We start from the raw sequence: 13491 nt of genomic DNA on the forward strand, positions 1-13491 counted from the left end.
CTGTTCGTCTGATCCGGTAGGTGCGCGCAGTGGTGTGGAAGCTGGCCGGACGGGCGGCTACGCCGCTGCCGACCTAGCTGGCGGTGCGTTGGCCCGCGATACCGCCGTCCGCCGCATCGGCCGGCACCGCGGGCGCTGTGCGGGGACAACTTCGCGCTGCGCTACCGAAACCGTTACGACACAGTCCTGATCGACGCCGTCAGGCACTAGCGGATCGACCTGCTGCCTGACCGTAGATCCGAGAGACTCAAGACGTGGCTGCGTGAGCATCCCGGCGTCGAGGTCGTCGTGAGCGACGGGTCGGCCGCCTACTCCGAAGCGATCCGGCGCTCTCTGTCCGCCGTGACCCGGGCTTGCAATCGGTGGCATCTGCGGCACGGGCTGACACGAGCGGTAGAGAAGGCAGTGGCCGCCCACGGCCGATGCTGGACCGAAACGACAGGCTCGGCCTCGGACTCAACACCGTCAAGCGTTACGCCCGTGCTCGCGAACCCGATCGGCTGCGCCGTCCACCCCGGATACCGTGGCCGCCTGGTCGACTCTTGCTGCGACCACCTGCGTGCTCGCCGGGCCGCCGAACCCTGCGTCGCGGTTCTGCACCTGTTCCACGAGATCAAAGCCCTTGCCTGCCCCGGCAGCATCAACCTGCCGCACGATACCCGTTCCTGCGCGGCCTCGACCAGGACCACGATGCTGCGATCACCGGGCTCACCTCACCGGCCCGCTCGGCCAGCGTCCACCCGTTCTTACGCTCGAGCCCCGCGACCAGCCCGGTCACGTACTCCCGGGCCCGGCCCCGCGGCTCCGACCGCGTGAACCGCCCACCGATCCTCTCGTGCAACGAATCCAACTCCGCTGCAACAACATCCACCACCACACCAGCAAGCTACCGAACCGACTGCCGTTGCAGTACTAGTCGTGAGGCCTTGCTTGGGCGGTTTCGGGAGGAAAGACTTGTCACCGAAATCGGCTGGTGATATCGCGACCGATGATCTCTTTCATGATTTCGGTGGTGCCGCCGTATAGTGTCTGCACCCGGGCATCCCTGTAGGCGCGTGCGATCGGGAACTCGTTCATGAACCCGTAGCCGCCAAAGAGCTGCAGACAGCGCGTCGTGACCCGCTGCTGGAGTTCGGTGACCCACCACTTGGCCTTCGACGCCTCGACCATGGTGAGGGTGCCGTCGTTCAGTCGCAATATGCAGCGCTCGATGTAGGCACGGGTGACATCGATCTCGGTCTCCATCTCGGCCAACTGGAAGCGGGTGTTCTGGAAGTCGCCGATGCGCCGACCGAACGCCTTGCGCTGGAACACATAGTCCAGCGTCCAGGAAAGAGCAGCCTCGCAAGCTACCATGCCTCCGACGGCGATCGAGGTGCGTTCCTTGGGTAAGTGCTGCATCAAGTAGAAGAAGCCCTGTCCTTCCTCGCCAAGCAGATTCGATTCTGTTAGCCGGACGTTTTCGAAAAACAGCTCAGCAGTGTCCTGACCAAGGAGGCCAAGCTTGTCTAGCTTGCGGCCCCGCTCGAACCCTGGCATGCCCTGCTCGACCACAAACAGACTGAACGAGCCTGCGCCCGCACCTTCCCTGGTCTTCGCCAGGACGATGACGAGGTCGGCAAGAATACCGTTGCTGATGAACGTCTTTTGCCCGTTCAGCACCCAACTATCTCCATTCCGTTCGGCGTTGGTGCGAATGGCTTGCAGATCACTACCTGCATTAGGCTCGGTCATGGCGATGGCACCGACAAGTTCGCCGGTGCCACAGCCCGGCAGCCATCGCCGCTTCTGCTCTGCACTTGCGAGGTCGAGAAGGTACGGCAGCACGAGGTCGTCCTGGACAGCTAGGCTCATATTGAACGATGTCGCCGCGATTGCAGCAGTCTCCTCGGCGACGACCATGCGGTAGCGCCAGTCGGTCTCCCCAGCGCCTCCGTACTCCTCGGGAACGGAAAGGCCAACGATCCCACTCTGCCCGGCCGCGGTCCAGACAGCCTTGTCGATGAGGCGCTGCTCTTCCCAGGTGTCGTAGTAGGGAGCAACCTCACGCTTGAGAAATTTCCTGACGCTGGCGCGGTAGGCATCGTGGTCGGGGGTGAAGAACGGCGATATCATGACTGTGTCACCTAGAGCTTTCTCTTGAAGATCGTTTCTGGTCGTGGTCGTCGGGAGCCGACAGACAAAGTCGATGGCGGCCCGGCGCTCGCAGGTGGCGCATTCACTTTGCCCAGGCGATCACTTCGGCCTCGATTGTTGGACACCTCGCGCTCCAAGCGCCATTGCCTCGGCGTCCGAGCGGAGCATCTCCGCAGCGTCCAGCGAGAGCGCTGGACCCGACGCATGCGCTCTTGCAGTTCACGCGATCAGACATTGCCAGCGCAGATGACGATCACGTCGTAGTCCTAGATCGAGCACACTCGACTCATGGGCATGCGGCCGCCTGGATGTCCGGACACCGCTCGACCCTATGCATCGCGAGCGCCTCGCCGCATTGCGCCGACGCACCAACACTATCGAGTCGACGATCCTGCCATCCTCGCTGTACACCGGAGAGACGCAGCCGGTGACGTTCACCGTGGTCACAGATCACACGCCCTGTGCGCCCGAGTGGTCGCCATTCTTGACGTGTCCTCCGCCTGCGTCGAGATGAACAGCTACGCTGTGCGTTCGGTTTCCAGGTTCCTGCGGTTCGTAACGGCATGCTGATCAGCATGGCTGTCAGCCGCGCAGCGCTGAGGAGAGGACGCCGCTCACCGTTGTCCAGCGCGGCCGCTTAGCGAAATTGGTCAGCCGTTCAAGAGTGGTGGTAGCGGTGCGGTTGGTGACGAACCACGGCGGCTTAGGTGTGAGGGTGAGTTCGCCATGGAGAACTGACCGAGGTGCGGGTCGGAACGGCCCACGCAGCACAGTGCGTTCGGGTTCGTCGATGAGAAGTGCGTTGTGCACAACTCCGATCCCGCTCTGAATATCGGCGAGAGTATGTCCGGGGAACGCACCCCAAGTGGCGCGGGCGGTGAGATATCCGATGCCTGTCCACGCATTTATAGCGATGGTGCCGTATCTGAGCTGTGCTACGGCTACATCGAACGCGGCGCCGAGGGCCTTGATGCTGTGGGGGTGAGCGACAACGTTGATACCGAGAGTGCCTTCGAGTTCGTCGTTACAGACTCGGACGGCCTGGCTGAGGAACTCTTCTTCGGTGCCCGGCAGCTCGAGGATGCCGAGCACCGGCGCGAAGTACTCTGTGCACAGGGCAGGTTCGGTGCGGGTCGGCTGCAGGTGTTCGATGAGTATGCGATCGGTGTGTGGGCCGATCACTTCTGCATGGCGATACTCCGAAAGTGCGCGGGCGACGCGGTCTGCCGCTCCAGGGTAATAGTCAACGCGCGCCGGTGTTCGCTGGATTGCACGGCGAAGTTCGTCCAAGAACTGCCGTTTCTGCGGCCAGTTCGCGCTGATAATGGCCACTTGAGCAGCGATGCAGTTGTAGCCGTTGTTGTGCAATCGATGGGTTGCGACGTGTTCGGCTTGGTATCGCAGGTCTGAGGTAGACCATTTACCCGGAAGAACGACTGTCGGAGAGACACCTCCGAGCTCGCTCGTGATCGGCTTGGTCAGCAGAGGTGTCGCGTTGGCCTTACGAATGGCGCCGTCTTGACCGGCACCGAAGACGATTGTGTCGTGAGTCGCGGCGCTGCCGGTGATGTGCACGGCCGCGACGGCGGGGTGCTGTGTCAGCTCGGCACCGATTCGCGGTCCACCGGTCAGGATCCGCATGAAATCCTGGTCGATCGCTGGTGCAAAGATCTTTTCCAGTACCGGCAGGAGCGGATCGGCGATGGGGTTCAATTTGATAACTACCACGCGGTTGCCGGCGTACATTTGATACAGTGCGTCCAGAGGGGCGATGGAAAATATGTTGCCGGCACCGAGGACGACTGCGATCCCGTTTGTCTGTTCGGGGAAACGTTGCCCCAGGCCGGCGCGTGCGCGCATCGATGCCGCATCCACACCGGGTTTCGACCACACCTGCGCTCGGAACCCGTTGAGCACCAACCTGTCGAAGCGATCATGGGGAAGCACCTCGACTGCGGTACGACCGCCGGGCGCCGGAAGAAATCGACAGCCGTCGAGAGGGCTGCGTTCTTCCTCAAGCTTCCGCACACTCTCGGCGAGTGCTGCTGTTCCGGTCATCAGGGGATACGGTCCGGTCGACCACTCCTCACCGACCAGCGGTGAGCCTGCGGGAAGCCCTTTGATATCCGCGGCGATCTCGACCCATTCGCGTGCGTACGCGGCGGTGCTGGTGTGTATCTGTTCGAGTAGGCCACGTCGTTCGAACAAAGTAGTTGTCGCCCAGACGTTTTCGCCTCGGCGCAACGCTGCCATCGCGGTAGAGACCGTTGCTTCCACGCTTGAGTCCATCAGAGATCCTTACTGCTCGTGCGCTTCGATGCACAACGGGGCACTGTGCATACCAAGATCGACATCGGTGCTCGGATAGGCGACACACGAGTGGGTGTAATCGAACTGGTTGTCCGGCAGCCGAAACCGTGTCGCTTTCGCAAGGTTGGCACGGCCTGTGACGACGCGTATTCGACACCAACTGCATTCACGCGAGCGACACGCCACCTCTGGCCGGATACCGTTATCCTCCAGACCGTCGAGCAGCGCGCGAAAGGTGTCGACCACCTGGCGCGTTGCGGCCGCATGGTCACGACGGTGGAGGATGCGGTCTTCGATCTTCCTGCGAATGTCGGCCGAACCATCGCATCGTTCGGTGAGAGGGTGTTTCATCGAGCACTTCTTTCAACTTGTTTCGGTGCGCAGCAGGCGCCGAGCAACACGGGCTTCAGGTTCGAGGGTGCGCTGGAAGCCGCCGATGCCGGCCCAGGATCCGGCCGGATGGAGCCCAGCAAAATGCGGTTCGCGTTCACTGTTGCAGGACAGGCAACCTCTGGTGGCATCTTGGTCGCAGCCATAGATGGAGCCGCCGGGATGACCGCGACAGCGCAGGGCGGTCATCGAAGTAGCGGCATCGGCTTCTTCGTTGGAATGGGACATAGCCGTATCGCATGCACATGTCGCGTGGGCGGCAGCCGATCGCCACCCGAATGACTGATCCAGCTCATGTCGTCGCTGCGCGGCTGGCTTCCAGCTCTTTGAGATTTTTCCGGAGGATCTTGCCGGCCACGGATCGCGGTACGGAGTCGATGAATTCAACCGCACGTACTCGCTTGTGCGGTGCCACACGTTCGGCGACGAAGTCCATTACTTCCGCGTCCTCGAGCCGTGTATCCGGCTGCTGTACAACAAATGCCTTCGGATGTTCTTCACCGTCGGCGTTGCGTACTCCGATAACGGCCGCGTCTGCAATCGCGGGATGACTCAGCAGTACTGCCTCAAGCTCAGCCGGTGGTACTTGGTAACCCTTGTATTTTATCAATTCTTTGAGACGGTCGACTATGAATACGACCCCTTCGCTGTTCACTCTTGCCACATCTCCGGTATGGAGAAAACCGTCCTGGTCGATGACTTCGACTGTTGCGTCGTCTCTGCCCAGGTATCCGGCCATCACATTGGGGCCTTTACAGCACAGTTCGCCGGGCTGGCTCAGCCCCTCTGCTGGAGGGTCGATTTCGTCACCGGTTGTGAGATCGATCAGCTTGCACTCGATATTCGCCATTGTGAGGCCGATTGATCCGTGCGGAATGTCATCACGGTTTTCCGGGATGCCGTGACTAGCCGGGCTCATCTCCGTCATCCCGTAGGCCTGCCGTACGCGGCAGCCCAAGCGGGCGGCGACCGCGCGACCGAGTTGCTCATCGAGGGCCGCCGCGGCACACAGGATGGTCCGAATGCTGCTGAGATCGAAACTCTCGATCATGGGATGTTTGGCCAGAGCGACGACGATGGGAGGGGCCACGTAGAGATAGGTGCAGCGCCAAGTGGCAACGAGCGTTAGGAAATCCTTTAGATCGAATTTGCTCATCGTGATGATAGTTGCCCGACGATGCAGGCCAGCGTTGAGCAGCGTGTTGAAGCCGTAAATGTGGAAGAACGGCAGCACAGCAATGATGTGATGCCCAGGTCCGACATCCATCAATGGTTCGAGTTGACACAAATTGGCCACCAGGTTGCGGTGCGTGAGCATCACACCCTTGGGCTTCCCCGTAGTTCCGGACGAGTACGGCAGAAGAGCGATGTGAGTCGCGGGATCGATAACAATCTGCGGTACGGGGCTGCGGTCAGCCAACAGGTCCCCCAGCGACGGGTAGCCCTCCGACCCATCGACCACGATAAGGCGACTTGCAACGATCCCTGCCGCCTCGGCTGCAATCGCAGCTTGCGGCAGTAGTGCAGACATCGTGAACAAGAACCGTGCCTTTGAGTCGACGAGCTGATTAGCGATCTCCTCAGCGGTGTATAAGGCATGCACCGGGGTCGCGGTGCCACCAGCCCTTAGGATGCCGTGAATAATCGACGCAAACTCTGGAACATTGGGCATGTGCACTGCCGCCACATCTCCGACTGCAAGCCCCCGAGTAGCCAAAGCGCCTGCGACAGAATCGATCTGATCGATCAACGATCGGAAGGAGACCGTCGCTCCAGTCCCGCCGTCGATGAGTGCGGAGCGAAGGAAGTCAACCTCTTCCATCCGCCCGAACAAGAAGTCGTAAACAGTCGAACTGGGGATCTCAACGTCAGGGAAGGGGCTCTTGAAGCTCAAGGTATCGCTCCTGGTTGTCGTGACTGCTTTGAAATCATGGGTGCTGTTACCCACACCTAAGGGTGTGCTGCGATTCCCAGGTACAGCGTGGGCTCGGCGCAGCTGCGACATCTCGAACCGCATTGCGTGTGCTATGCGGCGTCGTGCAACCACATCGAGCGCTCGCCGCCAGCGATGTATCAGCATTCACTGTCGGGTGAGTCACATCCGAGGTCAGCATAAGGCCAACAAGCAGTCTAGACAACTAGTTGCCTAGCCGCCTTCGTCCGTGCCTGACTGTAAGACTGTCGGCACACCTGACGCGCCGACGCCTACCACCGACCGACTTGTCGCCACCGCGACGTGTCGTCGCACGCCATAGGCTCCGTTGCCAGGGGAGAGCCTAGGCGCATGCGTCCTCGGCCCCCCTCCGTGCCCAACCGGCCATACAGGTGCGCATAGGGTGCGCTTCCTCTGGACGTACAGGCAGCGGTATGGTATGAGTTAGACAACAAGTTGTCTAGACGAAAGAGTGAGTCAGCGCTCCGCTTAGTCGCTTCGACAGCGTCGGCCACGACGGCCTCGCTTGCAAGTTCGCGCCCTTGCGCGCTCGTGCGCCCGCAGCGATGAGTAAAAGCTGCTGGCCCGGCGGTCTGAAACGAATTGCCTCAGATGTTATCTGCGAGCCAGAGCCTGGCGGGTTCGTTGTGAAGAAACGAATAGCAAAAGGAGTATGTGAGACGTGTATCACCGCATTGTTGAGCAAAAGCTGAGAGCTACATTCGGCGACGTCAACCGCGGCAATTACATCCCCGTGGTGAATGGGTTCGCGGAACAGGGTCTGCACTGGTTCTCCGGCACACATGCACTGAGCGGAGAAAGGAGTGGGCCTCATGACATAGCTCGATGGTACGAGCGGCTCGCCCTGCTGTTTCCGGACCTGACCTTCACCATCGTCGAGGTGGCGGTCAGGGGCTGGCCGTGGAATACCACGGCAATGGTCGAATGGACCGACAAACTGCATGACCGTAAGGGTGTCGAATTCACCAATTCAGGTGTGCACGTAGTCAAACTGCGCTGGGGTAAGATCGTATCTCTCCGAATCTACTGCGACACAGCCCGACTGGCCATGGTTCTGCGCACGCTTGCCGAACAAGGAGTCGACGAAGCCACAAAAGAGCCGATAATTTCGAGATCGAAGAATTAATTTGCGATGAAAACTTTAGCCGCATTAAAATCTCAAAGTTTCAAATTGCGAGCGTTGGGGGCACTCGCCTTCGGAGTGTTCTGCAGCGCGCCGCTACACCCGGCAGCAATAGCACACCCGCTTGATACGCCGAGCGATATATCAAGCATGATCGGCGCTGCAACGCTCTACATCCAATCCCTCGTCACCCATAACGCGGAGAACGTCCCCCTCGCACCTGATGCCTACCGGGTCGAGAATGGGTTCGTCACCGGTATTTCTGCTGAAGATATTCGGACGCAGCTCGATACTGGGCCGCAGTACAGTGTCCTGACAGGTATTCGCAGGCTCACTTGGCCTTCGATAGAAAAGGATAGCCTCACTGCGGACTACTATCTCGACACTTGCGGGCCTGTTGTACCCGTGCAATTTCTCACCACACATGTTATTGAACACTTCACATTCGATGCCGGTGGTCAGATCAAATATATCGAAGCCTCCCTTACAATACTTCCAGGGCATGCAGAATAGCATCAGAAGTGCGACCGCCTCGAATAAACGAGAGCCCGTCTCACGACGCCTGCTGCTACATAAACCTCTATTAAGGATCAACTCGATCGCCTCCCAGGCCCCCTCAGGCACCAACTCCTGACGAAGGTCTATGCAGCCGTATGAATCGTGACTACTTTGCTATCGCTGCGCCCAGAGCATGGGCCGCCCTATGGGCATGCTTCAATTCGGAGGGGGCCCGGTCGGGAAGCTCGAGATGACCCAGGTGTGGCGTAGATGATCAGGCTCGGCTTCCGTTTGCACGGGATCCATAGTTGCACCGAGTGATACCGAGTCGAGTCAATTGACGTCAGAGACACAGATGATGTATTACCTATTCAAAAAGTATTTGCTTAACAAGAAAATTGGGCTATGAGTGAACTGACGTATCCGCACTTATTGAAACCACTCGACCTGGGCTTCACCACATTGCGCAACCGCGTTCTGATGGGGTCGATGCACGTCGGCCTGGAAGAGGCGCCTAATGGGTTCGAGCGTATGGCCGCGTACTACGCTGAACGGGCCCGCGGCGGCGCCGGCCTGATAGTCACAGGCGGCTTTGCGCCCAACGAGGCCGGCCGACCCGCTCCGGGCGGGGCGATGCTGATCAACCGTGAAGGGGTCGAACAGCACAGGGTTGTCACCGACGCAGTTCATGTCGCCGACGGCAAGATCGCCCTGCAGATCCTGCATTTCGGTCGCTACGCCTACCACCCCGACCTGGTCGCTCCCAGTGCGCTGCAGGCGCCGATCAGCCCACACGTGCCCCGCGAACTGACTGACGCTGAGATCATGCAGACCATCGATGACTATGCCCGCTGCGCGGCGCTTGCCAAAGAGGCTGGCTACGACGGTGTGGAAGTGATGGGTTCCGAGGGCTACCTCATCAACGAGTTCATCGCCCGTCAGACCAACCATCGCACCGATCGATGGGGTGGAGCATACGAAAATCGGATTCGCTTCCCGATCGAAGTCGTGTCCCGGGTCCGCGAGGCGGTGGGGGAAGAATTCATCATCATCTACCGGTTGTCGATGCTCGATCTGGTACCGGGCGGGTCGACTTTTGATGAGGTCGTCACCCTGGCCAGGGCCATCGAAAGGGCAGGAGCAACAATCATCAACAGCGGCATCGGCTGGCATGAGGCTCGAATCCCAACCATCGCCACCTCGGTCCCCCGCGGCGCATACGCCTGGGTCACCAAGAAACTGATGGGCGCCGTCACTGTGCCGCTGGTCACCAGTAATCGGATCAATACTCCCGATAAGGCGGAAGAACTGCTCGCCAATGGGTATGCTGATATGGTTTCGCTCGCCCGGCCATTCCTTGCCGATCCCGACTTCGTGGCCAAGGCCGCTGCTGGAACGCCTTACGCCATCAACACCTGCATCGGGTGTAATCAGGCATGTCTCGATCACACCTTCTCGTTGAAGATAACATCCTGCCTGGTCAATCCACGCGCGTGCCACGAGACCGAACTCGTGCTCGTGCCCGCCGAACGGAAAAAGAAGATCGCCGTCGTCGGCGCCGGACCGGCCGGTCTCGCGTTCGCTGTGTCAGCGGCGGAACGCGGTCATCACGTCACTTTGTTCGACGCTGCCGGTCAGATCGGCGGCCAACTCATTGTGGCGCGCGAGGTACCAGGCAAACAGGAGTTCGATGAAACGTTGCGCTACTTTCGGCACCGACTCGACGCAACCGGGGTCTCTGTGCGCCTTCGTACGACCGTCAGTGCCGATGATCTCGTCGCGGGCGGATACGACGAGATCGTACTGGGCACGGGCGTCACTCCACGCGTTCCCGATTTGCACGGCGTCGGCCATCCGATGGTGCTTGGTTACCTCGACGTCCTGCGCGATAAGAAACCGGTCGGCGAGCGAGTAGCCATCTTGGGTGCCGGAGGTATCGGATTTGACGTAGCTGAGTACCTCACCGGTTCGGGCGCCGATACTAGCCGCGACATCGCCGCATTCCTCGCAGGCTGGGGTGTCGACGAAGAGCTCCGCGTCGCCGGTGGCCTAATGCCACCACATCAGCGCCAATCCCCCCGCACGGTTACGTTGCTCCAGCGCAAGACCAGCAAGGTCGGAGCCGGGCTCGGCAAGACCACGGGCTGGATCCACCGAACAGAACTCAAGCATCGTGGTGTGGATATGATCGCGGGTGCATCCTACGATCGCATCGACGACGATGGTCTGCACTTTCAAATCGACGGCCGAAAGGCGGTGCTTGCCGTTGACAACGTCATCTTGTGCACCGGGCAGGAGCCCAACCGCGACCTGCATCGACAACTCGAGGCACGCGGCTGCACCGCGCATCTGATAGGCGGCGCCGACATTGCCGCTGAACTGGATGCCAAACAGGCCATAGACCAGGGCACTCGGCTTGCGGCAGCTCTCTAACCACTTGCGGGCGTTGTATGGCGAAGGCGGTCAGCCTGCGGCAGAGTGAGTCGATATCGGAGTCGCGAATAGTTCTGGCATGTTGATATCACCGATACGGAAACATGCGGCGCGACAACACCGATACCTTAATCAACAATCAGGGCCGGATGGCAACATCCCGTCTCGACCGCCCTGGAACAACGGCGACTTCGAGTCGTTCATCGCAGGCTGCGTCACGCACTGGGCCACATTTGCAGCCATTGGCCAGCCGGATCTACGCCCGCGTCGTAATCGGCGATTCAAGAACGACCACAACTAGCAGCACCGGAATTCGGCACTAGGTCCTTACCCGGCCAAGTACATTGAATCGAACACTCCGGACTCAACTACCGGGCGGCTGCATCATCGGCGCCGGGCACAATGACGACCTCAGATGGGTAGGAAAAATATTGATTATTGTGCTACTTTAAAATCATGGCACTACGCAATGCAGTTCTTGCTCAACTCGTTCACGGCGAGGCTTCCGGTTATGAGTTGGCGAAAGGATTCGACGCCTCGGTTGCCAACTTCTGGATGGCTACACCGCAACAGCTGTATCGAGAACTCGATCGCATGGCAACGGAAGGCCTGATCGATACGCAAGTGGTTCAGCAGGACCGCAGGCCGAACAAGCGTGTACACACTATGACTCCGGCGGGCCGCGAGGCGTTGCACGATTTCATCGGCGAACCAACGAAGCCGGGTGCGATGCGTGACGACCTGCTCGTTAAGGTCCACGGGATGGACACCGATGATGTATCTGCCGTCCGGGCTGCTGTCGCCGAGCGGCTGGAGTGGGCGCAGGGCAAACTGGATCGGTACGAGCGATTACGCACTCTCATTCTGGACGGCCGGACCGAGCAGGCGTATCTCGCCGAATCAGACCGTATAGGGCCCTATCTCACCCTCCTGCGAGGCCTCACCTTCGAGCAGGAGAACGTTCGTTGGGCTGAGTTCGTGCTGAAGGTTCTGGACAGGCGCAGCGTCCAACACTTCTAAAAATGTCTGTCGGATCTCGCAGGCAACTACGCAGGGGCGGGACCGAGCGAGCCTAGGAGTGCTTTGTTAGGAGCTCGGAGATGTGTTCTGCTGCAATGGTGCTGCGTAAGGAGATCGATGCGGTCCGACCGGTGATCGATGAGTTCGCCGGGGAGCTGTTCGCCGGGTTCGCCCGACTGGACCGTCGGGTCAAGGGGCAGCTGTATCTGCGGAGCCTGCTCTTGGACAGTAAGCGCAAGTCGAAGTAGCCCATTGCGGCACGGCTCGGGGTAGATCATCAGCAGCTGCAGCAGTTCGTGACCACCTCGACCTGGGACCCCACCCAGGTCCGCGCCCGGTCGACCGGGCGAGCGGCACGGTTGGTCGACCCAACGCCCTTGTGGTTGACGACACCGGGCTTCCGTCCTGCCGCGCCCGGGCCGCCACCGACCCGGGCGAAACCGGACAGATCGCTGCCCGCGGGCGCAGTGCGCGATCCCTGACCCGGCCAAGTAGCCCTGCGGGGCCTTCGCCGGCACCGGTGCGGTGGCGGAGGGCTAGATGGACGCGATCGAGGCGACAATCACAGCTGGCTTGATTGGCACCGGGACAGTCGGGCAGCTTCATGCGGCGTGCGGGTCTGGTCAGACGCTGGTCGTGCCCGAGTGCGCGCGGTGGCTCGTGACACCCGGCGGTGTGGCCGTAGCGGTGGTGCCGTTGATCGCCCTCACAGACACCCTTTCGGTCCGGGTCCGGCCGAAGTGTCGCGATCGCGGCGTGCAGCGACGACACGGTGGCTGCCGACTCGGCGGGCCACGCCGCCAACGTGGACACCACGGTGAGCACCAATGTCCCGACACTCACGGAATGCGGCTCGGCCGCGGTGGTGACCGCGTCGTGGTGTCGACGTACGTGTCGGCGGACCGCATAGCTGGCGCTTTCGCCGAGGCCGGTCTGATCGCAGACCTTCTGGCGGCATCTGAGGGACTTTCGGATCGTGGTGATTGGCGTCGTCGACTGTCGGGTGCGGAAAATGCTGAGGGACAGAGACACTGCATGTGTGGATCGACCCGGGGCACCCGAGCTGCGGACCGTGTAGCTAGGCAGGCGGATTCTGGCGTCGATTCCAGACGAATTTGAGCGTCATTGAGTGCCTCGAAGGGCCCCCCGATCCATACGAAAAGTAGCGTCACTTGCGCCGGCCGTCGATTACGGCTCCGGGCCGAGATACGGCTGGGATCGGCAGGTCAACCACCTCAGCGCAAGCACAGCGGCAGGCTCTTCTCCACCCAGTTGCAGGTGGCCAGAGTGCGGATCATCGCCGGGTCGACGTTCGGGTTGGCCTCGAAATAGGAGGCCCACAACGATTTTTCGCGGGGCACCGGGCCGCGCGGATGCGCCGCTCGCTGCGGCGGCGGGCGCGGTCGTCGCACTCGGCCAGCAGCAGTTCGGCCAGAAGAGACCGATACGACATCTGTTCGCGTTCGGCGGTGTCGGCGATCTCGGCGAACTGCTGAGAGATCAAGGGCAGTCGCAGCATCCGGCATGCCTGATCGATCGAGGCGTCGGCGGCCTGCTCGGTCATTCCGCGGCGCCGGGGCGTGCTGGAAGTGGTGGTCATGAACTGGCTCCCTAAGTTTGTAGGTGT

11 protein-coding genes and 3 pseudogenes are annotated in these 13491 nt (G+C 60.8%); 6 read left to right on the forward strand and 8 right to left on the reverse strand.

All coding sequences use genetic code 11. From position 1 onward, the window contains the following. Positions 1 to 222: 222 nt before the first annotated feature. Positions 223 to 393: pseudogene (locus ON21_RS41155) on the forward strand (transposase); the annotation flags it as partial. A gap of 72 nt (positions 394 to 465) precedes the next feature. Here the strand turns inward: ON21_RS41155 and ON21_RS39385 are convergent. The 7 genes and pseudogenes from ON21_RS39385 to ON21_RS31620 all read right to left on the reverse strand — a co-directional run bounded on the left by ON21_RS39385 (position 466) and on the right by ON21_RS31620 (position 6730). Beyond that, the gene (locus ON21_RS39385) at positions 466 to 654 is read right to left on the reverse strand and encodes a hypothetical protein (RefSeq protein ID WP_169332755.1); all 189 of its coding nucleotides are present in this window, start codon (positions 652 to 654) and stop codon (positions 466 to 468) included. A 49-nt stretch (positions 655 to 703) separates the two neighbouring features. Then, a pseudogene (locus ON21_RS31600) lies at positions 704 to 877 on the reverse strand (IS701 family transposase); the annotation flags it as partial. 80 nt (positions 878 to 957) lie between these two features. Next, positions 958 to 2115, reverse strand: coding sequence for an acyl-CoA dehydrogenase family protein (locus ON21_RS31605; protein WP_039804162.1), 1158 nt, complete (start codon positions 2113 to 2115; stop codon positions 958 to 960). Between the two features lie 603 nt (positions 2116 to 2718). Further along, positions 2719 to 4425: an aldehyde dehydrogenase family protein gene (locus tag ON21_RS31610; protein WP_039804164.1), complete on the reverse strand. Its 1707-nt coding sequence runs from the start codon at positions 4423 to 4425 to the stop codon at positions 2719 to 2721. Between the two features lie 9 nt (positions 4426 to 4434). Further along, complete coding sequence (locus tag ON21_RS31615; protein ID WP_039804166.1) at positions 4435 to 4797, reverse strand: 2Fe-2S iron-sulfur cluster binding domain-containing protein; 363 nt, start codon at positions 4795 to 4797, stop codon at positions 4435 to 4437. 12 nt (positions 4798 to 4809) lie between these two features. After that, a complete protein-coding gene (locus tag ON21_RS38935) occupies positions 4810 to 5064 on the reverse strand; it encodes a hypothetical protein (RefSeq protein WP_157171078.1) in 255 nt (84 codons plus the stop codon). A gap of 64 nt (positions 5065 to 5128) precedes the next feature. After that, the gene (locus tag ON21_RS31620; RefSeq protein ID WP_039804174.1) at positions 5129 to 6730 is read right to left on the reverse strand and encodes an AMP-binding protein; all 1602 of its coding nucleotides are present in this window, start codon (positions 6728 to 6730) and stop codon (positions 5129 to 5131) included. A gap of 721 nt (positions 6731 to 7451) precedes the next feature. Between ON21_RS31620 and ON21_RS31625 the strand changes: the two genes are divergently transcribed. The 5 genes from ON21_RS31625 to ON21_RS38945 all read left to right on the forward strand — a co-directional run bounded on the left by ON21_RS31625 (position 7452) and on the right by ON21_RS38945 (position 12112). Continuing rightward, positions 7452 to 7916 (forward strand): nuclear transport factor 2 family protein, encoded by a 465-nt coding sequence (locus ON21_RS31625; protein WP_039804168.1) that lies wholly within the window; start codon positions 7452 to 7454, stop codon positions 7914 to 7916. Between the two features lie 6 nt (positions 7917 to 7922). Continuing rightward, the gene (locus ON21_RS38940; protein ID WP_157171079.1) at positions 7923 to 8426 is read left to right on the forward strand and encodes a DUF8021 domain-containing protein; all 504 of its coding nucleotides are present in this window, start codon (positions 7923 to 7925) and stop codon (positions 8424 to 8426) included. A 390-nt stretch (positions 8427 to 8816) separates the two neighbouring features. Next, a complete protein-coding gene (locus ON21_RS31630; RefSeq protein ID WP_039804170.1) occupies positions 8817 to 10844 on the forward strand; it encodes an oxidoreductase in 2028 nt (675 codons plus the stop codon). Between the two features lie 456 nt (positions 10845 to 11300). After that, positions 11301 to 11864 carry a PadR family transcriptional regulator gene (locus tag ON21_RS31635; RefSeq protein WP_039804172.1) on the forward strand — a complete coding sequence of 188 codons (564 nt, stop codon included), beginning with the start codon at positions 11301 to 11303 and terminating at the stop codon, positions 11862 to 11864. A gap of 80 nt (positions 11865 to 11944) precedes the next feature. Continuing rightward, entirely contained in the window at positions 11945 to 12112 is a 168-nt protein-coding gene (locus ON21_RS38945; protein WP_157171080.1) for a hypothetical protein, read from the forward strand. Between the two features lie 993 nt (positions 12113 to 13105). Here the strand turns inward: ON21_RS38945 and ON21_RS31640 are convergent. After that, positions 13106 to 13464: pseudogene (locus tag ON21_RS31640) on the reverse strand (ATP-binding protein); the annotation flags it as partial. Positions 13465 to 13491: the final 27 nt, after the last annotated feature.

It is taken from the genome of Nocardia araoensis NBRC 100135, assembly GCF_000308435.1.
GTDB lineage: Bacteria > Actinomycetota > Actinomycetes > Mycobacteriales > Mycobacteriaceae > Nocardia > Nocardia araoensis.

Excerpts from the sequence above, each read along its gene's own strand:
- ON21_RS31610 (WP_039804164.1), bottom strand. The coding sequence starts at position 4,425 with ATGGACTCAAGCGTGGAAGCAACGGTCTCTACCGCGATGGCAGCGTTG.
- ON21_RS38945 (WP_157171080.1), top strand. The coding sequence starts at position 11,945 with ATGTGTTCTGCTGCAATGGTGCTGCGTAAGGAGATCGATGCGGTCCGA.
- ON21_RS31615 (WP_039804166.1), bottom strand. The coding sequence starts at position 4,797 with ATGAAACACCCTCTCACCGAACGATGCGATGGTTCGGCCGACATTCGC.
- ON21_RS31635 (WP_039804172.1), top strand. The coding sequence starts at position 11,301 with ATGGCACTACGCAATGCAGTTCTTGCTCAACTCGTTCACGGCGAGGCT.
- ON21_RS38940 (WP_157171079.1), top strand. The coding sequence starts at position 7,923 with ATGAAAACTTTAGCCGCATTAAAATCTCAAAGTTTCAAATTGCGAGCG.
- ON21_RS38935 (WP_157171078.1), bottom strand. The coding sequence starts at position 5,064 with ATGTCCCATTCCAACGAAGAAGCCGATGCCGCTACTTCGATGACCGCC.
- ON21_RS31630 (WP_039804170.1), top strand. The coding sequence starts at position 8,817 with ATGAGTGAACTGACGTATCCGCACTTATTGAAACCACTCGACCTGGGC.
- ON21_RS31605 (WP_039804162.1), bottom strand. The coding sequence starts at position 2,115 with ATGATATCGCCGTTCTTCACCCCCGACCACGATGCCTACCGCGCCAGC.